Genomic DNA, 22,003 nt, shown 5'->3' with positions numbered 1-22,003 from the left:
AAATACAGTTTCGGGCACGACATTGAACCCTTGAATACAACTATCAAATATAGGATTTATCGAGGAAGACAGAAGGGTAGGACTATCCGATGTCTTTTTCTTAATCTCGTCTTCCTGACAAGAGTTCTAACAATTTTAACGCTCTAAGTGCAAATGCAAACTGCAAATTATAAAATAGCACCAACGAATGTAGGGTTATCTTAGCACGATTAAATAAATATGATTATAAACAACAAATCATATCTAACGTCATTTTTGCCAAAAATTAGTTTGGAAAAGGTAGCGATAAGTAAGTGCATGACTGAAAGTGTACGACAAATATCCAGTATATGCATTTAATTTATTACTCAATATATTCTATATAAGATGATTTACAAAGATTATTTATTTCAAAAATAAAAATAAGGAACCAATAACCAAACGTGATGGTCGCACGCGACTGAATATCTATATCATGCACAGGACATTTTGGTATCGGACAATATGACAGAGTTGTTTAGTTAAGATTTTGATCAATCAAAATACGGTATCAACGCAAAATTAAAATGAATTATATAAAGTGTGAATAAGGAGTCCGCATGAATGAAGGGGTAATCGGTTGGTTTAATAGCATCGTCAATTATGGTGTTGGCATTATTTGGGGTAATAACGATTGGTTGATCGCGAGTAACCCTTGGTATGGGCTACTAATGTTCTTACTGATAGGTGCGGGTCTTTACTTCACCGTTGCTACACGATTTATCCAGTTTCGGCACTTTGGTCATATGTGGAAGTTGCTGCGTGTATCTAACCAAGGACGCAAAGATGGCGGTATCAGCTCATTTGAAGCATTGATGACGTCACTGGCAGCGCGCGTGGGTACTGGTAACTTGGCAGGGGTGGCAATTGCCATCTATTTGGGTGGACCAGGTGCTGTATTCTGGATGTGGATGACGGCGCTTGTCGGTATGTCGACAAGCTTTATCGAATCAACCTTAGCACAGGCGTACAAAGTACCGCACAATGATAATGTGTACCGCGGTGGCCCTGCTTACTATATCGAAAAAGGTCTGGGCAAGCGCTGGCTTGCGGTATTTTTCTCGTTGTGTTTGTTAGTGGCGTTTGGTTTGGCATTCAATGGCGTACAGTCCAATACCATTGCCCAAGCTACCAATGAAGCGTTTGGTATCCCGACGTGGATGACAGGATTGATATTGGTAGTATTGGTAGCGCCAGTGGTATTCGGTGGGTTACGTTCAGTGGCTCGTATCGCAGGCAAGATCGTACCCGTTATGGCGATCTTGTATATTTTGCTAGCACTATTCATTATCGTCACTAACTTTAGCCAATTCCCAGCAGCAATCGTATTGATTGTAAAATCAGCATTTGGTTTTGAACAAGCGACAGGCGGTGTGATCGGTTATGGTATTGCACAGGCCATGATTAACGGTATCAAACGTGGTCTGTTCTCTAACGAAGCAGGGATGGGCTCAGCACCGAATGCTGCGGCAACGGCAAAGAGTCATCCTGATCACCCAGCAGTACAAGGGTTTATGCAGATGCTGGGCGTGTTTATGGATACGCTTATTATTTGTACCGCAACAGCATCAATCATCATACTATCTGGCGTGGTTGATCCCAATGTCGAGCAAGAAGGTATACAGCTGACTCAGTTAGCGCTATCGCAATATGTGGGTGACCTGGGTGTGATATTCGTCGCTATTGCTATTTTCTTCTTCTCATTTACCTCTATCATTGCCAATTATAGCTATGGTGAATCAAATCTTGAGTTTATCTCTGGCGAGAAGAATGCCAAAGTGATGATTATGATTTTTCGCTTTTTAGTGCTTGGTATGGTGTTTGTTGGTGCTGTTGCCAGTCTACCTGCTATATGGAACTTTGCTGACTTGTCTATGGGTCTGATGGCACTAGTCAACTTGGTGGCTATTTTAATGCTATCTCCTGTGGCGCTGAGAATCTTGCGTGACTATGAGCGTCAGGTGAAAGAAGGTAAGACAGGCGATCAGATTAAATTTAACCCTGATAACTTTGTAAAACTCAAAAATGAAGCCAACCGTGATGCATGGACAGATTAAGTAGCATTGATCAACGAAAGTGGTTTGTTCCAGGCATTAAAAAACCGCCTTTCTCCTACGAAGAGAAGGGCGGTTTTTATTGGAGTGCAGTTTTAATGATCTTAACTGCACCAGCGTGAACCAGAATTTATTCTGATTTACATGTTTGGATAGTTTGGACCACCGCCACCTTCTGGTGTTACCCAAGTGATGTTCTGTGAAGGATCTTTGATATCACAGGTCTTACAATGTACACAGTTCTGCGCATTGATGACAAACTTAGCACCTTCAGCATCTTTGACCACTTCATACACACCCGCTGGGCAGTATAGACGTGCAGGCTCAGCATACAATGGTAAGTTGATCGAAACAGGCACCGTTGGATCAGTCAATTTTAGATGCGTTGGCTGATCTTCTGCATGGTTAGTATTAGAGATAAACACCGACGACAACTTATCAAATACCAGTTTACCATCAGGCTTGAGGTAAGTAGGCTGATAAGCGTGGTTAGCACGCTCTAACTGATCATAGTCCGGAGTGTTATCATGTATGGTTAATGGCATCTTACCTTTTAGCAAATTGTGCTCGATAAAGATAAAAGCACCGCCCATGAACTGCCCCATACGATGCATCGCTGGTGAGAAGTTACGTGACTCATAGTTGTCTTGATATAACCAAGACTCTTTGTACATGGTGCTATAAGCAACCACTTCATCATGTTGACGATCTGCTTGTAGCGCCTCAAAGATCGCTTCGGCTGCGAGCATACCTGACTTCATCGAAGTATGAGTACCTTTGATTTTTGCTGGATTTAAGAAACCTGCATCATCACCCACCAATACGCCGCCTGGGAAAGTAAATTTCGGCAGTGAGTTAAGACCACCTTTGGTCAATGCACGTGCGCCATAAGAGATACGCTTGCCGCCTTCTAAGACATTCTTGATAACAGGATGTGTTTTCAAACGCTGCATTTCATCAAAGGGAGACATGTATGGGTTGTGATAAGACAAATCAGCCACAAGACCAAAACTTACTTGATTGTTTTCATCAAAGTATAACCACCAGCCACCAGTTGAGCCAGTCTCAGTCAATGGCCAGCCAAGACCATGCATGACAACGCCTTGCTCGTGCTTCTCAGGATCGACGTCCCACAGCTCTTTTAGACCAATACCATAGTGCTGAGCATCAGAATCTTTGTCTAGATCAAAACGGCTGATCAAACGCTTACCCAAGTGACCACGGCTACCTTCAGCGAAGATAGTGTATTTGGCAAGCAGCTCGTAACCCGGCTCAAAGCTAGGCTTTGCTTCACCATTAGCGGCCACACCCATATCGCCCGTCAGTACACCTCGTACCGAGCCATCGTCGTTGTACAAAATATCATCGGCAGGGAAGCCTGGGAACATCATGACTTCAAGCTCTTCTGCTTGTACCGCTAACCAGCGAACCACATTACCCAATGACACGATGTAGTTGCCATCATTATGCATAGGTCCTGGAATCAACGAGTGAGGCACTTTGGTTGAGCGTGTGGCAGAGTTTAAGTAATAAAAACGGTCTTCTGTCGCTGGCACATTAAGCGGCGCGCCTTTTTCTTTCCAGTCTGGAATCAGCTCATTGAGCGCACGTGGCTCGATAACGGCGCCAGATAACGTATGAGCACCAAACTCTGAGCCTTTTTCGACCACACACACCATAAATTCATCGTTACCTGCTTCGATAGCGAGCTGGCGTAGACGAATGGCAGCAGACAGACCTGCAGGTCCACCGCCAACGATGATAACGTCGAATTCCATTGATTCGCGCTCGATTTCAGGTTCCGCTGCCACAGGCTCTACAACTGGAGCTGCTGTCTCTGTTGCTACTGGTGCATCAGCATTCACAGTGTTGTCATCAACGACTGGCGCTTGATTGTCTTGCTCTTGCATACCTACTCCTAAACTTTAGTGGCTTATCTCAGGGCATCATTAGCTTAACAACTGAATAATAGACTTGCGGCGCTAACGTCACTCAGACATATGGCTGCCCGATAAAACTGTCTTTGCGGTATCAGTTAATACGTCGGTGTCGTGAATAATTTATTCAAGGATATCAACACATAACGTAAATTATGCCATCAACGTAATGACCGCTTGACCATCTCAATAAAAAATCGTTACTCATTATAAAAGAAAAGTCCTACAAACACGATACGCATTTATGAGTATAGGTGTTAAGGTTATATTGAATAAACGAGTGTGCTTGAACCATATCGTTTCATCATACCCGAAACAAAAATTTATAGTAATAATAGATTTGCCAAACTTTGAATACTAAATAAAGGATTGAGCGATGAGTAATGATAATAACAAGACTAATGAAGATGTAAATCACAGTGCTGAAGCCCCAATTGATAAGGCCTCTAGCATGAATAATGTAGATGCATTAAGTCAATATCTCAAGTCTGCTGCTGGGGCGCGTGAAGGGCGTGCGATACCACCACTCGACAAATGGCATCCTGAAGATATTGCCGATATGGATCTGGTCATAAAAGCAAACGGTGAGTGGTGGCATGAAGGTGGACAAATGACCCGTGAGTCATTGGTCAGTTTGTTTGCGACTATTTTGTGGAAAGAAGAAAATAACGGCGTTACTGAGTATTTTCTGAAGACGCCAGTACAAAAAATACGGATTCAAGTCGAGGATGCCCCGCTTCTAATTAACGATGTTGGTATCGTCCATGAAGACGATGTGAGTTGGCTGGAGTTTACGACGACAACTGGTGATGTAGTGCGTTTGGATGATGAGCATCAAATCACACTACAGAAGTATGATCCTAAAAATAATGATAAAGCGGCGCCTGCAGATCACTCATCAAACGTTAAGCGCAACGACCTTGAGAATGAAAATTTTAGTGAAAGCCTCAAGAGTGAAAATACGGATCAAAGTAAAAACGTTACGACCGATGAGCCAGTACGCCCTTATATGCTAGTCAGAAATGGCTTGACCGCGCTTATTGGACGCAATACCTTTTACCATTTGGCAGAGATTGGTGAATTGACAGAACGCAATGGCGAGACCATATTGACTTTACGGAGTGGTGGACAGGATTACTCATTATCTATGCCAGCTAATTAAGCTATTAAGCTGCAATAATGCAATAGATAGCAATCAATAGAGAGACGTCTATTGATTGCTATATGATGGCGAATGTTATAAGTTTATAACTTTCACAAATTATAGTGGTCTGATAATGGCTTGCTACGTTGAGATTCGCCGTACAATTAGGCTGTCTTTGGATCATGACCAAACATTGGAATCACACAAAGTGTGAGACGTTTAATTGAGTGATGAAAACATAAATAATATGAAGATAATCACATGCATACAAAAGTAGCGGTAGAGTAGACATGGATATTACCGCAAATAACATCATGAAAGTGGAGCCTGTGCAAGCAAATTCTCTAGCGCGCGTAAACACTTTAGACGGTAATTCTGTTAAAGACGCTAGGATTAGTAAAGCTGATATCAGTAAAAACAATATTGTCAAAAACAGTAACGGTAAAAACAGTATGACTGCCAATCGTAAAGTGCGTCATGCGCCAATAGGATTGTTTGATTCTGGCGTTGGTGGTTTATCTGTTTATCTGCATTTAGCTCAACAACTACCCGCTGAACATTATATATATTACGCTGATACCCTCAATGTCCCCTATGGCAACCGCGATAGCGAGGACATTGAGACGTTGACATTGAATGCGGTGGAATGGCTGTATCAGCAAGGTTGCAAGTTGATCGTTATTGCCTGTAATAGCGCGTCAGCTTATGCTTTAGACAGAGCAAGACGTTGCTACCCAGAGTTGCCTATTGTCGGCTTAGTACCAGCACTAAAGCCTGCTGTATTGGCCAGCAAGAGTGGACATGTTGCAGTACTGGCTACCAAAGCCACTTTGAATGGTACATTGCTCAATGATGTCATTAGCAATGTGGCTGACCCTAATGGCACATTGGTTACCAAATATTTTGATCCACAATTGGTGCCTTGGGTAGAGTCTGGAATGCCAGTGCAAGACGAAACCGCACAGCGATTGCGTCAACAGATACAAGCATTTGCTGATGATGGCGTGGATCAGCTGGTGTTAGGTTGTACACATTACCCATTTTTCAAAGCGTTTTTGCTTGATGAGATTGCACGACAGCAGCTATCGATACAAGTGGTTGACTCTGGGCAAGCGATTGCTGAGCGAGTCAAGCAGTTATTGGTAGCAAATCAGATGTCTGCAAGCTTAGATAGTGAAACAAAGGATTATCATTCAGAAGTGAGTAGTAAAACAAAAGTTGATATTAGCTATCCATTAACTTTTCATGCTACCAAATATAGTGATAGACTAGGCGCTTTAGTTGTGCGTTTACTTGGTAGAGAGACTGTGCTGCAATACCACACTGAGTAAGTGCTGATAGTACTATTTAAGCTAATCCTTACTCATTTTGTTGATTTATTTGAAACAAGCTGAGTGCAGTTTTGTTAGAATATGCTAGGCTGTGCAGAACAAGATATTTGTGCTCTATTTCATATTACACCTATTTATGCCATCACCTAAGCTCAGAGGTAATTGTGCCAAACCGCCGCTATCACCATATTCATGTTATATGCGCTGACAACGATCAATCGTTAGTCTTGGATAGCTTAGCGATATTTTTTCAAGCACGTGCATTTTTGACTTATGATGTGTCTAGCAAGCTCCCCAAAGCCTCTTTATATGGTCGTCAATGCATAGATTCCTGTGATTATGCGTTGATGATTATTGGAGACAGCTACGGAACTGTGCAGAAGAATGGTGTCAGTCAGATGCATCTGAGTTATCTAAATGCCAAAGCCAAGCTCAAACCATTATTAATCTTGGCAAAGAAACACCATCATGAACTGGATGTTAGCCGGCAACTACAAGAGCTCATCAAAACGGTATCTAAGCAAGACAATCAAATATATTATTATGAATCAGAAGATGATATCGAGCCGCTACTCGTCCAAGCCTACTACAACACATTGGCGAGTAATAGAGTAGAGGGTGGTTGGATAAGAGCCACTGAAGAGATGATCAAATTTAGCAATCAGACTGTTGCTGAAAGATTTGCTGATATTTTGGCAATTAATAAGAATACAAAAAAACAAGCCCCTGTAGAGGATAACTTTGCGGATGACAATGTCAGCCAGCCCATTGTATTGACAGAGACTTTCACTGTGAAATACACCGCTCAAGCCTATGAAGGTGGTAATCTAAAAGACGTGACTCGCGAAATTACTTTATCTTGGCAAGAGATATTGGTTGCTCTAATAAAAATACCTTCTACGTTTTCTAGCTACGGTCTACAAAACGCTATCAACCGTCTAATCGCACCAAAAGCTGAGATAGACATCAAGAATGATATGCCAAATGTTCACGCTGTCTCACGTTGCCAAATCGCTCAAGATGACTTAAACAATTTACAGCGTCAACTGGTAAGCGCAAATTGGATACAGCTGACGACCTATGGTACGCGGTTATCACAAGAGCTTTGGAAGCTCACTTTTTATGCAAAAAATTTACTAGTAAGTAACTCCTCCCAAACACACGAGTAAAGCCTAATCTTGGCATACACTAACCTTGTGACATTCAATAAAACATCCGAAAAAACACCACTTCTGTCTATGGCTACGTTTTGTAATACAAAGCATACGCGTCACTGGTTGTGAATCGACTCAGGACTCGTGATAATAAGAAGCATCAGATAACGATCTTATCTTTATTATAACTTGTAGCAATTAAAAATACATAAAATGCAAAACAACATTGATCTATTAAGGAGAACACATAATGAGTAACGATAAAAATGACAAGCTGTTAAGCGAGATTGATGGTCTAGAAAAAAGCATGCATGACGCAGATCAGTTTCACACGTTAGAAGAGCAAGTGGCAGACATGAAGCGTCGCGGTATTGATCCAAGCGAAGCCTACAAAGATTTGGATAGAAAAGCAGAAGACGAAGACTGGGGCGATGCCACTTGGAAAGAAAATGGTAAGTGGGAACCGAAAACTGCTGCTGATCTAGATGACAATGCTCGTGAAAATTGGGATGGTGATAACGGTAAGCCAAACCCACCACCTATTGTTTAGATCTGTAATGACTGACTTGGTTGATAAAAACATACTGTGATAGACCCACGATAACAGACACAAATTGATACATAAGAAGTGAAAAAAGCCACGCTATGATTAGCGTGGCTTTTTTAGTGCTCTAAGATAAAGCGGTTCAATACGTTATTATAACCCTTCATCAATACGAACCAGCTTAATCGTACCATCGGCACTAGTGGTGCGGCGATAGCGTGCATTGCTAGAGGGTGATGGACTGATCGATGGTTGAGACGAATAGCTATTAGGCGTTGTTTGTTGCTGAATCAGTTGCCCCATACGATCGGCTGGTGCAGGGTTTAATGGTCGACTGTTTATTGGTTGCCCGTACTGAGTTTGGCTTGGTGCTGAACTGCCAACGATAGCGCGATAGAATTTTTGGCCTGCGCGTCCGTCAGCTGGAAAAATACCACGGCTAGATTGATATTGTTGAATAGCGGTACGGGTATTGTCGCCGATGATGCCATCAACGCCACCAATATCATAACCAGTATTGAGCAATGCTTGTTGGATATCTTTTGCCTGCTGGCGACTGATACCAGGATCGTCTGTTGGCCAAGCGGTCATGAAGTCTGTTTTGCTACTATCTTCACGAGTGACCAAGTCTGATAAGTGCGCGATAGCTAGGGCGTAGTTTTCTGAGGCGTTATAAGAGTAAAACGTATCGAAGTTTTTGCCGACCAAAAACGCAGGGCCATCGATACCAGCAGGTAGCAATAAGCCAGCACTATTGAGGTCATAAGGTAGCGGGCTACCGTTGGCGAGGGTCAGCCCTTGATTGCGCCAGTGGCTGATAGATTTTTTATCTTTACGATTTGAGGCTGCCCAAAATCCATCAGGCAACTTGACTTCGTAACCCCAAGGCTCGCCCGTGCGATAGCCACGATTATCCAAGAAGTTTGCGGTAGAAGCGAGTGCATCAGGAACACTATTGACCAAATCTCGGCGCCCGTCACCATCGAAATCTACTGCCAATTCCAAAAAGGTGCTGGGCATAAACTGCGTCTGTCCAAAAGCACCTGCCCATGATCCTGTCATATCACCAGGTGCAATGTCGCCGTTTTGCACAATCTTTAGGGCATTAGCATACTCACCTTGGAAGTAGCTTTGACGACGATCAAAGCAAGACAATGTCGCCAAAGACTCGAACAATGGCTTTTTACCTAATGTCTGACCAAAATTAGACTCTACGCCCCACACACCCAGTACGTGTTCGGCTTTGACACCGTAGCGTGCCTCAATTTGTCGAAGCGTTGAGCCCCACTGACGCTTGGCTCGGATGCCATCTTCGACACGCTCTTTATCTACTAGCGATGACAGATAGTCCCAGACATCTTTTTGAAACTCTGGTTGGTAGTTAAGCGACTGAATAACGCTTGGATCAGGCTGGCTTGGGCGATAATTGTTAAAGGTATAGCTATTCACGCCACTAAATTTACTTGAATTTTTTAGACCATCCAAACACTGCTGAAACTCGCTATTAGATAAATCTGGTGCTGGTGGCTGAGCGGCTTGAGCAGTGCTTGCGAGACTAATGCCAACTGCAACACTAAGCAGTGACATGGTAGAGAAAGGAGTGAAACGCATGAAAATATCCTATAAACGTCAAAGTGGTTACCAAAAGGTAAAACGCGATATTAACGTAGAGTAACCAATCTAAACAGTAAAGAAAAGCTGCCGAAGTACCAAGATTATGAATGGTTACGATAAATTGACGATGGCGTGAGGTTGGGAGAGGGTTTAACTTTAACAGAACGCCAAGAGTCAAATAACATCTAATGGTTTTTGGTAGATATAATTTAACTACTCAGCCAATACACTATCTAATTCATTGATAAATGTACCAATTCGCGCCGCGTTTTTGCCCAAATCGCTACCACCAACCCGCGACTTGCTGCGTATATCTACTAGGCGCGCGCTATCGTTATCAGTCACACGGACGACAACGTCGTCTTTGAAGCCAAACCAAGCAGTCGTATCCGTCGCTTCGACAATACCGCTATCTACATCAATATTGACCAGCTCCCAGCCTAAGTTCTCAACAGCTTGTTTGGTTGCCTCAATCAATTCAGGTTGTGATTGATTATAGTGTAATGTTTTTAGGTCAGGATACGCTTTGCGCTGTTGCTCTGCAGTCTCAGCACCAGCGTAAGCAGCTGGATTAGGCGCGTCAGCACGTAGTGGGGCAATGGCCACAAATGTAGGCGGATTTGCTAAATCGGTAGAGATATCATGAATAGGCGGTACCTTTTTGGCCGTACTCATCATACTTACTGGAATAGCGATGGCAGTGATAGCCAATACTGCTGATATCAATGCGCTGCCAACGCTCGCTGTGTTTCGTTTAAATAAAAGCTGTATAACCAACAATACTAAAGCTGCAATACCCGCAAATACGCCAAACTTAAACCCTGCAAAGGCAGTCGCTAACTCAATCATGCCAAACTTATAGAGTGGGCCTGCGAGCGCGACCAGTAAGACAGCGATTAAACTTATCAGACCAACCAATATTTTCATTCCGCTTTTTCCTTGTGATTTAGTACTGATTAATCGCTGCGCAAACTGATTTATTTATGACTTAATAGCCAAGCATGCTCTGTGACGAGTAAATTAGGTGTAGACCCTATAACAGTAGGCACATTTGCCAGTTCACATATTTGATAGTGACTGCCATAGTACTGCTGTAGCTGTTCTTCACTGATAGAGAATGGCGGTCCATTTTTCTTGCTTTGATCATAATTCAATGTCATTAAAAGCTGCGGTGCGACATTATTGTCAATGCTATCGACGCTGACAGATTTGTTTACATTACCACTAAGCTGTCGTATCTGCTCACTATATTTTGTTCGCATATCAGCTGGTAGGGCAATTAATGCCGCTTTGTCATATACTGCATCGATAGGACCAACATCTGTAGGGGTAAGCGTAAAAATATCGGCAACCCATAATGTAATAGTTCGCCGCTCTTCACCTTCTATCAGTTGACCTTGATAGCATGTGATAGCTGGATTTTCTACATGTTGAGAGATAGTGTACTGGATATTTTGTTCAACAAAAAAATCCTGCACAGCTGTTTTAACCAGTTCAACACCGACCACATCATATCCTTGAGCAGCTAGCCAAACCATATCAATAGATTTACCACACAGCGGAACAAAAATACGGCTACCCGCCGATAAATCCAAATGTTTGATATATTCAACTAACAATGGATTAGCAGCCGATTGATTAAAACCAATGCGTTTTTCTTGCCAGCGTTTACGCCAAAACTCAGGGTTCATATGTGAGGTCTCTAACAGGATAGTGTATGTGGAAGGAGCGTTTACTATAAATATCAGCTATCGATATAGTAAACAATAATAAAAAGCCAAACACCTATCGTATAAGTGTTTGGCTTAGGTATTTCGCTAGCATCGTGTTAATCTTTTTGAATAATACGATGCTCAATTTCTTTAATTAAAATCAGCTTATCATATACTTGCTAAACTCTTTACGCAATTTTGCCAGCTTTGGTGGTATCGCAAAGTTACAGTAAGCCTGTCCTGGATTGCGATTAAAGAAGTCTTGATGCGCGTCTTCTGCTTGGTAAAATTCAACGGCAGGATGTACTTCTGTGACGACGTTGACGCCCATGTCACGTAGCTTATTGATGGTACGGTCGACCGTTGGCTTCTGATCTTCTTCAGTATAAAAGACCACGCTGCGATACTGACTGCCAACGTCATTGCCCTGACGATCCATCGTGGTGGGATCATGCGTGGCAAAGAAGACGTCGAGGATGACTTCTAGAGGAACAGTCGTCTCATCAAACTCGACTTTGATAACTTCGACGTGACCAGTTGTACCGCTACATACTGCTTCATAATTGGCAGACACTGCATCACCGCCCATATAGCCTGAGACAACAGATTGTACGCCTTTCACGGACAAAAATACCGACTCAGTGCACCAAAAGCAGCCGCCGCCTAATACGATTGTTTGCATAGTTTTTTCCTATTATTATAAATATGGATTAAGCACTGTATTTGGTTGTAATGTTCTCATTTTTCAATGCCTCATTAGTCCTAGCGCTATTTATTCAGCTTAGCAGGCAAGCCAAAGGCAATAAGTAACAAACAGTAATGTTATAATGAGCTTTTGCTATCTCGCTTGTTTATCAACTGACAGTGACAAGCGAAACTATCAAGTAAAATACATCAAGTAACGCCTAATATAAGTTCTATTATCAAAAATGAGTCGCCCCATGAGCCAATCGCAGCCTGCTATCAAACATGACACCCTATTTGACAAACCGTTTACCACGCCGCTGGATAAGGCGGCACGCTTTTCATTCGATGAGCAGGTGGTGGCATGTTTCCCTGACATGATTCGCCGTAGTGTCCCTGGTTATGGTCAAGTTTTAGCGATGCTACCAATATTTGCCCGTCGTCATTGCAAGTATCGTCAGCAGAGCGATAGTGGTCAGCGCGTTAGTCGAATTTATGATTTGGGCTGCTCACTGGGTGCCGCAAGTATGACGCTGGCGGGCGAGTTTGAGCCGCAAGACTTGCAGATTAAGGCGATTGATATTTCGCCTGCGATGACGACCGAAGCCACAACGTTATTAAGTGACAATTATCCTGAGCATGACATCGAAGTGATCACTGCGGATATTCGCGACGTGGAGCTGGAACCCTGCGACATGGTTATTCTGAATTTAACGTTACAGTTTTTGCCAGCAGCCGATAGAGTCGCGATATTAGAGAAGATATATGCGGCATTAAGCGCAGGCGGCATACTGGTATTAACCGAAAAAACCCATGCCTTTGATGAGCAGTATGATGCATGGTTGGTTGAGCGTTATTATGACTTTAAACGTGCCAATGGCTATACCGAGATGGAGATCAGTGGCAAACGTAATGCGCTAGAAAACGTGCTGATTACCGATACGCTAGATGAGCATCATGCGCGGTTAGATCAAGTTGGCTTTCAACGTCATTTGACGTGGTTTCAGTTTTTAAACTTTGTCTCTATTGTGGCGTTTAAATAAACCTTACTTTTAACACAGTTATTTCTTAGTCAATACGGTAACCTGTTTTTATGCTCAACGACACAATCACGCACGCCGAACGCGAATTATATTTAACCTTATTAGAGCTGGCTCAGCAGTATCCAAGCGCTTACGAATGGCTGACGCGACTGCCAACATGGTTAAATGCGATCAAAGATAAAGCCAACTACGCTCATGCGCCTGCTTACCAAGCGTCAGTGGCACGTCTGCCACATTTGACGGTCAATCACGTCGATTTAAATAGTGCTACATTGACGATTGATACAAGTTTGAATCAGTCTCAATATAAACAAACCACCGCATTACTAAAGCAGCTCATGCCGTGGCGTAAAGGGCCGTTTCATATTGGTAATGATGAATCAGGTATTAAGATTGATACGGAATGGCATAGTGATTGGAAATGGCAACGGGTCGCACCGCATTTGAGTAGATTAGATGGTCGCCGCGTATTGGATGTCGGCGGAGGCTCGGGTTATCACGGCTGGCGGATGGCTGGCGCAGGGGCAGATACTGTTATTATTATTGATCCCTCTTGCTTGTTTTATCATCAGTTTATGGCGATTCGTCATTTTGTTGGTGGCGCGGATGCTCATGAGACAGGTCGCTACCGCACGCATTATATTCCTGTACCGCTTGAGGCATTGCCTGAGCACAGTCAGTTATTTGACACCGTGTTTAGCATGGGGGTGCTCTATCATCGTCAGTCACCATTCGAGCATTTACAGCAGCTTAGAGGCCAGCTCGTAAAAGGTGGCGAACTGGTGCTTGAGACGTTGGTCATAGAGGGCGATGCCAATACAGTACTGGTACCACATGATCGCTATGCGCAGATGAATAATGTGTACTTTTTACCGTCAGTGGCGGCATTGACAGGCTGGCTAGAAAAAGCAGGATTTGTCGATGTACGCTGCGTGGATGTCGCCGTCACCTCAACTGAGGAACAACGAAAAACGGAGTGGATGACATACCATTCATTAACAGATTTTTTAGACCCTAACGATGCCGCAAAGACTATCGAGGGCTATCCTGCGCCTATGCGTGCGACTTTGATCGCAAAAAGATAGCAGGTACCGTACTGGACAATACTAGGAAAAATAAGGTATTAGTGACTGTTGGAATTGCGCTGTATGGACGTAGAATGGTCAAACGTTTGCTAAGAGCGAAAAGTCGAGTACGGGAATGTGTCGAGGCTTTGCTGGTGGCGCATGGAATCTGCCAACTTACGTGAGTAAGGTCGTAGAAAATAATAGGAATGCTCACTAGATAGCCGTTTAAGACGAATACCTGATATCTTATTGACCATATTGGTTATGCGCTATATGTGTTTGCTGCATAATCAACACATAAAAAATGACCGTTTACATCAGCCATTTTTTGAAAGCGACTTCCATGACTATCTTAAGTATGAATCCCACAGAGCCTGCCCCTAGTGCCAAAAATATCCAGAATGTACCTGCGCGCCCAGCGTCAGATTTTTTGGAGATATCCCACATAATAAAGAATAAAAAAGCGATGAAAATCGGCAGTAAGACGTACAGTCCCCAACTGGTGACCGTACTGGCAGCAATAGCAAACATGGCGTAATCCTATGAAGTAGTAACGCATCTCCTATATTTTAGAAGAGCCGTACAAACCGCTATTATAACGTGGAAGCAGATAGGTATAAACGACTGCCCAGTGTTGGGCAACAGGAACGCTACAATTGAGCGTGCCATTCGCTGAGTTGCTGTATGTGCGTGATATCAACTTTGCGTCGTTAAGTATAAGCGAGTACGTGACCAATTTTTTATTGTCATCAATTATCAGTCGTAGCTGTCATAACAGTAAGATTTTGGTGCTAATTTTAGTGCAAATGGTGCAATACATCGTAAAGATTGTTATATTTACAGGTTACTTATCTTTTTACGTTATTTTATCCCTGCAATGTCGGTCGCTATTACCATAAACCGTTATTAATCGCTCGTATTTGCACCGCTTTTGTTGTCTATTTAATTGAGTTCAGATCCCTATGTCACAAGCCCAAATTGATACGCTTGCATCCCTATTTAACGATGCGATTCAAACCCTACAAGCAGATGGTACGCTACCAAGTGATTGGCAAAATAACAGCCAAATCACCCGTACTAAAGATCTTAGTCATGGCGATTTTGCCAGTAACATCGCGCTCACTGCGGCAAAGGCTGCCAAAGCCAATCCGCGCCAACTCGCTGAAAAAATTGTCAGCGCGCTGCCTGAGAATCAAGATATCCGTCAAGTAGAAATCGCAGGCCCAGGGTTTATCAACGTATTTCTAAATTCAGAGGCTAAATTTTCAGTACTAGACGATATCTTTAGCTTGCAAGATCGTTTTGGTTTGAGTGACCAGTTTGATGGTCAAAAGGTACAAGTCGAGTTTGTATCCGCGAATCCAACCTCAAGCCTGCATGTCGGTCATGGGCGCGGTGCGGCGTTTGGTATGAGCGTATCTAACCTATTAGAAGCTATCGGTTACGACGTCACGCGCGAGTATTACGTCAATGATGCTGGTCGTCAAATGGACATCTTGGCGACCAGTACCTATTTGCGTTATTTGGCTCTCAATGGTGAGCAAATCACGTTCCCAGTCAATGGCTACCAAGGTGACTATGTCAGCGATATCGCGCAGACACTAAAAATGCAACATGGCGATAGTTACGTACATGATTTTACACAAGTTGCCAAGGACGCACCAGAAGATGCTAAGTTTGAGATCAATGCTGATGGCGAAAAAACGCTCATCTCAGGTGATAAAGAAGCGCATATTGATGGTTTGATTGCGAATAGCAAAGCCTTGCTTGCTGACAGCTATGCGCTATTCTTGAATGCGGCATTGAGTAGTATTTTGGCGGATATCAAAGACGACCTAAATGACTTTGGTGTGAGCTATGAGTGCTGGTTCAGTGAGCGCTCTATCGATAGTGAGATTGAGCCTGTACTTCAGATACTTGATGACAAAGGCTACTTATACGAAAAAGACGGCAATATCTGGTTCAAATCGACTGACTTTGGTGATGAGAAAGACCGCGTAGTGCGCCGTGCCAATGGTCAGTCGACGTACTTTGCTTCTGACATCGCTTATCACAAAAACAAGTTTGATCGCGGTTTTGATAAAGTCATTAACGTGTGGGGCGCTGACCACCATGGTTATGTGCCACGCGTAAAAGCGGCGCTGCTCGCGTTAGGTATTGATGCAGAGCGCCTTGATGTCGTATTGGTTCAGTTTGTAGCGTTATGGCGCGGCAGTGAAAAAGTACAAATGTCTTCACGCTCAGGGCAGTTTGTTACCTTACGCGATCTGCGCGCAGAAGTCGGCAATGATGCGGCGCGTTTTTACTATGTTGCCCGTAAGCCTGAAGTGCATATTGATTTTGATCTGGAGCTTGCCAAATCACAGAGTAAAGACAACCAAGTGTATTACATTCAGTATGCTCATGCGCGCGTCTGCCGCGTATTAGAAAAGCTACAAAGCAATGGTCTTGCGGTAGATGATACCGTTGGTTTAGCGCAGCAAGACCTGCTTAATGCGCCCAATGAAGATGAGCTGATTAAGCTATTGGCAGGCTATCCAGCAACGCTATTACGTGCAGCGACAGGCTATGAACCACACGTCTTGACTAATTATCTAAAAGAGCTTGCTGCATTATTCCACGGCTGGTACGACACCAATCGTATCTTGCCGGTCAGTGTCACATCAGGTGAGACGCCAAGTGCTGACGAGCTGGACTTAATGCAAGCGCGTTTGCGTTTGTCCAAAGCTGTTAGACAAGTATTAGCGAACGGCCTTGGTCTGCTAGGCTTGTCTGCACCCTCTGCTATGTAATAACTTTTTACTACGTGAAATAAGTGTAGACAGCTGATAGCATTAATTCGATGATGATAGTTAAATTCAGTAGGGAGAACGAGATCCATGCTAGCCAAAAAACCCAAAGGCGCAACAGAAAAGCGCAAATCAAGTAGCGTATCAGGCTTATTGTGGATGTTTGTTGGGGCCGTATTGACTCTTATGATAGGGGTGTTTATCTACCTCTCACCATTATTTAACTTTAGCCCCGCGGATAGTAGTGCTGAGAACGATCCTGACAGACAAGTACAGCCACGTGTGGATACTGATACTGATAATGGTGATTATGAGTTCTATGATATTTTGCCCAATCAAGAGATGGCAACCATCCCTGATGAAGATATCGCAGAAATCGATAATGATCAAATAGGGGATATCGACGAGTTCGAACCAGATGTTGTGGTGACTCAACCAGAAGGTACGTCGACCAATGGCGTAGACGGTACTGGTAGCTTTGGTAGTGCCGACAATGCTGCAGGTGATAGTGGTAATGATGCCGCGAACGATGATATTGTAATTGTTGAAGAAGATGCGACTTATGACGGAACGCCGCCAGCTAGTAGTAATCCTACAACTCGAAACAACACTGCAGGAGCAGGTACAGCAAGTATCCAAGCGGCTAAGCCTGCTGCGACTTATATCTTGCAGATCAATAGTTTTAGTGATGCAGATGAAGCAGATCGCCGCCGCGCCCAAGTGCTGATGGCAGGTGTTGATGCTAGAGTAATCAAAAACACCACAGGTAATGGCTTACCGATCTATCAGGTAATCTCGCGTCCGTTAAATAACCGTCAAGCAGTGACAACAGCACAGCAGCGCCTACAAAACAATGGTATTGATTCTATTATCGTTGAACAGCGCCGCTAAACGTGTACGTATCAGGTGAGTCTGTAAAGAAAAAAGCGTCATAATGACGCTTTTTTTATCTCTTTATTTTATCAAACCCTCATAACGATTTTATCCAATTGCAACGTTCACAAAGAGTACGGTTATGGCAGTATCTCACCCAGCGGCACCGCAAGTCGGCATTATCAGAGCATTCTTTCAAAAATATTTTATCGACGCCTTTACTGGTATGGCGTTAGGGCTATTTGTCACGTTGATCGCTGGTCTAATTATCTCTCAAATCGGTGGTTGGTTGGATCTGCCAGCACTGGTCGCTGTCGGCAAGCTTGCTTCGATATTGATGGGGGCAGGTATCGGTGTCGGTATCGCTTACTACCTAAAAGCACCAACGCTTGTGATGCTCAGTTGCCTTGTAGCAGGTATGCTGGGTGCGCATTCTGAGGCATTGATGGCAGGGACGCTATTTACGCCGCAAGAGGTTGGGCCTGCCACCTTTGTGGCATTACCGGGTAATCCAATAGGAGCATATTTGACCTCGGTGTTTGCCTATCGTGCGGGTACGTGGATCGCTGGCAAAACCAAGCTTGATATTTTATTGGTGCCTTTAGTAGTGTGCGGTGTTGCGTTATTGGTTTGTGCGCTACTCAACCCACCCATCGTGGCAGGGGTTGCGGCTATCGGACAGGGTATTCATGCGGCAACTGAATTACAGCCATTACTAATGGGTATTGTCATTGCCGTTGTGGTCGGTATCCTATTAACCTTACCGACATCGAGTGCTGCCATTTGTATCGCGATTGGTCTTGGTGGTTTGGCGGGCGGTGCTGCCGTGGTTGGCTGCGCAGCGCATATGATTGGTTTTGCTGTCGCTAGTTTTAAGGATAATGGCGTTAGCGGTGTGATATCTCAGGGTCTGGGCACCAGTATGCTGCAGATTCCCAATGTACTAAAAAAGCCATTAATTCTACTGCCTGCTGTCATTGCGAGTGCCATCGTAGGTCCTATCGCGACTGTCGGTTTTGAGCTGGCTTGTACCGCGACAGGAGCGGGCATGGGTACGGCTGGTTTGGTCGGGGTGTTCGGAGTCATCGAAGCATCACAAGAAATCATGAGTACAGGTCAGCTGTGGACAGCGATTATTCTATTAATGTTTGTATTACCTGCGGTGATTGCAGGTGTGGTTGCTTATATTATGCGCCGTATGGGCTGGTTGGTTGCTGGAGATATGAAGCTGCCTTAATACTCAAAATGTCGAATTAAGATATTACTGACAGTATCAAAACGCCTTGTGGTCTGCAGTTAACAACTCTCAAAAAGCCCAGCTATTATCGCAGCTGGGCTTTTTGTATACAGGGTCGTGCAACTGTCATGTTACAAAGGATGCTTATAGCCTATTACTCAACTGCTTTGGGCTTCTTATGGCGACGCGGCTTTAGCTTAAGAGAGAGCTGATGAAATTCAGTTAGGATTTGACTGTAGTGCGATGGAAATACCCGCTGAATGGCGTCAATCATTTTGGCATCATTACCAATTAAGCAGCGCTGCTGATTGGTCGCTGCTGCATGCAAAATAATCCAAGCGGCTTCACTGGCATCGAATTTTAAGAACTTATTAAAGCTTCTGATGGCTTTGGGTCCAGTGCTCATGCCAATATCATGGATGCTCTCGTTACCGCGCGCACTATTGGCAATATTGGTCTTGATGCCACCTGGGTGAATACAGGTTGCTGATACCCCGCAGCGCTGGATGTTTAACTCTTGGCGTAAGCTCTCTGTGAAGCCACGTACCGCAAACTTACTAGAGTTATAGGCAGATTGTGACGGCTGCGCTGTCAGCCCAAACAGACTTGAGATATTGATAATATGACCATGCTCCCTCAACTGACTCTGCTGCACACTGTTTTTTATCAAAGGTAAAAAGGCTTTAGTACCATAGACCACGCCCCAAAAGTTGATATTCATTACCCATTCAAGCTCACTGATACTGCTACCTTCAACCGTAGAGTAGAGCGCCACACCTGCGTTATTAAAGATAAAATTCACTTTGCCATGATCGCTCATGACACTATCAGCCCACGTTTCTACAGCTTTATTATCTGATACATCGAGTACAGTCATCGTAATGTTGACATCATAACCGCTGAGTAACTGTTTGGTCTCTGCCAGCTGTTCAGGATTGATATCTGATAGCGCGACATGACAGCCCATTTTTGCTAGATGAATCGCCAGCTCACGTCCCATACCAGACCCTGCGCCCGTGATGGCAGCGACATGATTACGATAATAAGCAGCAATATCAGCATCATCTAGTGAGTCTGTGTGGGAGGAAAATGGCAGGTGCTGGCGCAATGATGTCGCCATAGTAGTCACATGAGTGAGCATAATAAACAGTCCTTTGTATTATTAATAACGAGTATTCGCAGATGCTATAAATATTGGAGTGTAGCAATGGAATAAGGATCGAATCCGACTATCTACATTAGCATGATTCATGATGAGGTCTACTTGCGATTGATAAACGCGGCTGTCATTTTGTGAGAGATGGTCCATTATCTCTAAAATATGATGTCGCTACGTCTTATTACGATATGAAGCCCAATTGAGAGTTTTTCAGATAATTCAGATGATAAATAGGCATAAAAAAAGCGCCTCAGCTTATTTAGCTAGGCGCTTTTTTGAATAGCTCATTACTAATAATGAGTTATCTAAGGCTTGATATACATTAAGCAATTTTAGGGATTTTGCCTTCATTGATAACTTCTGCATCAACCATAACGGTTTTGGCGTTTTCCATAGAAGGCAGCTCGTACATGGTCTCAAGCAAAGCGTTTTCTACGATAGAACGTAGACCGCGCGCGCCAGTTTTACGCTCCATGGCTTTTTTAGCAATGGCATCAAGCGCTTCTTGCGTAAAGCTAATATCAGCCCCTTCCATATCGAACAAGTACTTGTACTGTTTGACCAGTGCGTTCTTAGGTTCAGTCAGGATTTGTACCAGTGCTTCTTCATCAAGCTCTTTTAGTGCCGCAAGTACAGGTAGACGACCGATCAGCTCGGGGATAAGACCAAACTTGATCAAATCCTCTGGCTCAACTTCTTGTAGCAAGTCTGAGCTGCGACGACTGTCATCTTTTGAGCTGACATCAGCGTTAAAGCCGATACCGCCTTTTTCGGTACGCTGCTGAATGACTTTATCCAGTCCAGCAAATGCGCCGCCCACGATGATTAGGATGTTGCTAGTATCAACTTGGATCAGCTCTTGCTGTGGGTGCTTGCGACCACCATGCGGTGGAATCGCAGCAACCGTACCTTCGATAAGCTTTAACAGTGCTTGCTGTACGCCTTCACCTGATACATCACGAGTGATCGATGGATTGTCACCTTTTTTACTGATCTTATCGATCTCATCAATATAGATGATACCTTGCTCAGCTTTTGCCACGTCGTAGTCAGAGGCTTGTAACAGCTTTTGTACGATGTTCTCAACGTCCTCGCCGACATAACCAGCTTCAGTCAAGGTCGTGGCATCAGCCATCGCAAATGGCACATCAAGTAGACGAGCTAACGTTTGGGCTAGCAATGTCTTACCAGAACCCGTTGGGCCTATCAGCAAGATGTTACTTTTCGCCAACTCTACCATAGCGTCATCAGCACCAATTTTGGCTTTTTTGCTGTCATTAGCGAGTGTTTGGCTAACTTTTAGACGTTTGTAATGGTTGTAGACCGCAACAGACAAGGCTTTTTTGGCAGCGTCCTGACCGATGACATACTCATCAAGCTTGGCACGCAGCTCCTTTGGCGTTGGTAGCTTTTTGTTGACCCACGAGGTATCCACGTCACTATCGTCATCACTATATTCTGCGCTATCGGCGATTAGATCCGTACATAGTTCAATACATTCATTACAGATATTGGCATCGTCGGCAGCAATCAGCTGCTGTACATCACTTTTGGCTTTGCCGCAAAACGAACACTGCGGGGTATTATCTTCTGCCATAAAAGGCGCTCCTAAAGTTTAAAACTGGTTAGTCTATTTGCGTCAC

Annotated in this window: 18 protein-coding genes; 10 read left to right on the top strand and 8 right to left on the bottom strand. The window is 43.9% G+C overall.

Annotated features, from left to right (window positions below; all coding sequences use genetic code 11):
• Positions 1-578: 578 nt before the first annotated feature.
• Entirely contained in the window at positions 579-2,075 is a 1,497-nt protein-coding gene (locus AC5JPY_RS06580; RefSeq protein ID WP_493852316.1) for an alanine/glycine:cation symporter family protein, read from the top strand.
• A 137-nt stretch (positions 2,076-2,212) separates the two neighbouring features.
• Here AC5JPY_RS06580 and AC5JPY_RS06575 read toward each other — a convergent pair whose 3' ends face one another.
• A complete protein-coding gene (locus AC5JPY_RS06575) occupies positions 2,213-3,850 on the bottom strand; it encodes an electron transfer flavoprotein-ubiquinone oxidoreductase (RefSeq protein WP_319051073.1) in 1,638 nt (545 codons plus the stop codon).
• A gap of 535 nt (positions 3,851-4,385) precedes the next feature.
• Between AC5JPY_RS06575 and AC5JPY_RS06570 the strand changes: the two genes are divergently transcribed.
• The 4 genes from AC5JPY_RS06570 (at position 4,386) to AC5JPY_RS06555 (ending at position 8,188) form a co-directional block, all read left to right on the top strand.
• Complete coding sequence (locus AC5JPY_RS06570) at positions 4,386-5,171, top strand: DUF1285 domain-containing protein (protein WP_493852315.1); 786 nt, start codon at positions 4,386-4,388, stop codon at positions 5,169-5,171.
• A 434-nt stretch (positions 5,172-5,605) separates the two neighbouring features.
• On the top strand, positions 5,606-6,484 hold the full coding sequence (murI, locus tag AC5JPY_RS06565) for a glutamate racemase (protein ID WP_493852729.1): 879 nt from the start codon (positions 5,606-5,608) through the stop codon (positions 6,482-6,484).
• Between the two features lie 164 nt (positions 6,485-6,648).
• Complete coding sequence (locus tag AC5JPY_RS06560; RefSeq protein WP_443527033.1) at positions 6,649-7,653, top strand: DUF4062 domain-containing protein; 1,005 nt, start codon at positions 6,649-6,651, stop codon at positions 7,651-7,653.
• A gap of 235 nt (positions 7,654-7,888) precedes the next feature.
• Positions 7,889-8,188 (top strand): hypothetical protein, encoded by a 300-nt coding sequence (locus AC5JPY_RS06555; RefSeq protein WP_319051061.1) that lies wholly within the window; start codon positions 7,889-7,891, stop codon positions 8,186-8,188.
• A gap of 147 nt (positions 8,189-8,335) precedes the next feature.
• On the opposite strand, the gene AC5JPY_RS06550 is transcribed toward AC5JPY_RS06555, so the two are convergent.
• The 4 genes from AC5JPY_RS06550 to msrA all read right to left on the bottom strand — a co-directional run bounded on the left by AC5JPY_RS06550 (position 8,336) and on the right by msrA (position 12,190).
• Positions 8,336-9,793, bottom strand: coding sequence for a lytic murein transglycosylase (locus tag AC5JPY_RS06550; protein ID WP_443527032.1), 1,458 nt, complete (start codon positions 9,791-9,793; stop codon positions 8,336-8,338).
• A 216-nt stretch (positions 9,794-10,009) separates the two neighbouring features.
• The gene (locus AC5JPY_RS06545) at positions 10,010-10,723 is read right to left on the bottom strand and encodes a DUF1499 domain-containing protein (RefSeq protein ID WP_443527031.1); all 714 of its coding nucleotides are present in this window, start codon (positions 10,721-10,723) and stop codon (positions 10,010-10,012) included.
• A gap of 50 nt (positions 10,724-10,773) precedes the next feature.
• Positions 10,774-11,487 carry a thiopurine S-methyltransferase gene (gene tmpT, locus AC5JPY_RS06540; RefSeq protein WP_443527030.1) on the bottom strand — a complete coding sequence of 238 codons (714 nt, stop codon included), beginning with the start codon at positions 11,485-11,487 and terminating at the stop codon, positions 10,774-10,776.
• 181 nt (positions 11,488-11,668) lie between these two features.
• Entirely contained in the window at positions 11,669-12,190 is a 522-nt protein-coding gene (gene msrA / locus AC5JPY_RS06535) for a peptide-methionine (S)-S-oxide reductase MsrA (protein ID WP_319051057.1), read from the bottom strand.
• 247 nt (positions 12,191-12,437) lie between these two features.
• Between msrA and cmoA the strand changes: the two genes are divergently transcribed.
• On the top strand, positions 12,438-13,235 hold the full coding sequence (cmoA, locus tag AC5JPY_RS06530; protein WP_443527029.1) for a carboxy-S-adenosyl-L-methionine synthase CmoA: 798 nt from the start codon (positions 12,438-12,440) through the stop codon (positions 13,233-13,235).
• 50 nt (positions 13,236-13,285) lie between these two features.
• Complete coding sequence (cmoB, locus tag AC5JPY_RS06525) at positions 13,286-14,320, top strand: tRNA 5-methoxyuridine(34)/uridine 5-oxyacetic acid(34) synthase CmoB (protein WP_443527028.1); 1,035 nt, start codon at positions 13,286-13,288, stop codon at positions 14,318-14,320.
• A gap of 294 nt (positions 14,321-14,614) precedes the next feature.
• Here the strand turns inward: cmoB and AC5JPY_RS06520 are convergent, their stop codons facing one another.
• Positions 14,615-14,833 carry a DUF2788 domain-containing protein gene (locus AC5JPY_RS06520; protein WP_319051053.1) on the bottom strand — a complete coding sequence of 73 codons (219 nt, stop codon included), beginning with the start codon at positions 14,831-14,833 and terminating at the stop codon, positions 14,615-14,617.
• A 431-nt stretch (positions 14,834-15,264) separates the two neighbouring features.
• Between AC5JPY_RS06520 and argS the strand changes: the two genes are divergently transcribed.
• The 3 genes from argS to AC5JPY_RS06505 all read left to right on the top strand — a co-directional run bounded on the left by argS (position 15,265) and on the right by AC5JPY_RS06505 (position 19,201).
• Positions 15,265-17,094, top strand: a complete 1,830-nt coding sequence (gene argS / locus AC5JPY_RS06515; RefSeq protein WP_443527027.1) for an arginine--tRNA ligase — start codon at positions 15,265-15,267, stop codon at positions 17,092-17,094.
• 87 nt (positions 17,095-17,181) lie between these two features.
• The gene (locus AC5JPY_RS06510) at positions 17,182-17,982 is read left to right on the top strand and encodes an SPOR domain-containing protein (protein WP_319051051.1); all 801 of its coding nucleotides are present in this window, start codon (positions 17,182-17,184) and stop codon (positions 17,980-17,982) included.
• A gap of 124 nt (positions 17,983-18,106) precedes the next feature.
• Entirely contained in the window at positions 18,107-19,201 is a 1,095-nt protein-coding gene (locus tag AC5JPY_RS06505; RefSeq protein WP_443527026.1) for a PTS sugar transporter subunit IIC, read from the top strand.
• A 154-nt stretch (positions 19,202-19,355) separates the two neighbouring features.
• Here AC5JPY_RS06505 and AC5JPY_RS06500 read toward each other — a convergent pair whose 3' ends face one another.
• Both AC5JPY_RS06500 and clpX read right to left on the bottom strand, forming a co-directional pair.
• Entirely contained in the window at positions 19,356-20,342 is a 987-nt protein-coding gene (locus tag AC5JPY_RS06500) for an SDR family NAD(P)-dependent oxidoreductase (protein WP_443527025.1), read from the bottom strand.
• A gap of 340 nt (positions 20,343-20,682) precedes the next feature.
• Entirely contained in the window at positions 20,683-21,957 is a 1,275-nt protein-coding gene (gene clpX, locus AC5JPY_RS06495) for an ATP-dependent protease ATP-binding subunit ClpX (protein WP_319051048.1), read from the bottom strand.
• Positions 21,958-22,003: the final 46 nt, after the last annotated feature.

The organism is Psychrobacter sp. H27 (genome assembly GCF_059072655.1).
This window is presented reverse-complemented; position numbering and strand designations above follow the sequence as displayed.

Bases quoted from the DNA above. Each gene is read 5' to 3' on its own strand.
- AC5JPY_RS06555 (WP_319051061.1), top strand. From the start codon at position 7,889: ATGAGTAACGATAAAAATGACAAGCTGTTAAGCGAGATTGATGGTCTA.
- AC5JPY_RS06575 (WP_319051073.1), bottom strand. From the start codon at position 3,850: ATGGAATTCGACGTTATCATCGTTGGCGGTGGACCTGCAGGTCTGTCT.
- AC5JPY_RS06545 (WP_443527031.1), bottom strand. From the start codon at position 10,723: ATGAAAATATTGGTTGGTCTGATAAGTTTAATCGCTGTCTTACTGGTC.
- argS (WP_443527027.1), top strand. From the start codon at position 15,265: ATGTCACAAGCCCAAATTGATACGCTTGCATCCCTATTTAACGATGCG.
- AC5JPY_RS06580 (WP_493852316.1), top strand. From the start codon at position 579: ATGAATGAAGGGGTAATCGGTTGGTTTAATAGCATCGTCAATTATGGT.
- AC5JPY_RS06500 (WP_443527025.1), bottom strand. From the start codon at position 20,342: ATGCTCACTCATGTGACTACTATGGCGACATCATTGCGCCAGCACCTG.
- AC5JPY_RS06520 (WP_319051053.1), bottom strand. From the start codon at position 14,833: ATGTTTGCTATTGCTGCCAGTACGGTCACCAGTTGGGGACTGTACGTC.
- AC5JPY_RS06570 (WP_493852315.1), top strand. From the start codon at position 4,386: ATGAGTAATGATAATAACAAGACTAATGAAGATGTAAATCACAGTGCT.
- tmpT (WP_443527030.1), bottom strand. From the start codon at position 11,487: ATGAACCCTGAGTTTTGGCGTAAACGCTGGCAAGAAAAACGCATTGGT.
- AC5JPY_RS06550 (WP_443527032.1), bottom strand. From the start codon at position 9,793: ATGCGTTTCACTCCTTTCTCTACCATGTCACTGCTTAGTGTTGCAGTT.
- cmoA (WP_443527029.1), top strand. From the start codon at position 12,438: ATGAGTCGCCCCATGAGCCAATCGCAGCCTGCTATCAAACATGACACC.
- clpX (WP_319051048.1), bottom strand. From the start codon at position 21,957: ATGGCAGAAGATAATACCCCGCAGTGTTCGTTTTGCGGCAAAGCCAAA.
- AC5JPY_RS06505 (WP_443527026.1), top strand. From the start codon at position 18,107: ATGGCAGTATCTCACCCAGCGGCACCGCAAGTCGGCATTATCAGAGCA.
- AC5JPY_RS06510 (WP_319051051.1), top strand. From the start codon at position 17,182: ATGCTAGCCAAAAAACCCAAAGGCGCAACAGAAAAGCGCAAATCAAGT.
- murI (WP_493852729.1), top strand. From the start codon at position 5,606: ATGACTGCCAATCGTAAAGTGCGTCATGCGCCAATAGGATTGTTTGAT.
- msrA (WP_319051057.1), bottom strand. From the start codon at position 12,190: ATGCAAACAATCGTATTAGGCGGCGGCTGCTTTTGGTGCACTGAGTCG.
- cmoB (WP_443527028.1), top strand. From the start codon at position 13,286: ATGCTCAACGACACAATCACGCACGCCGAACGCGAATTATATTTAACC.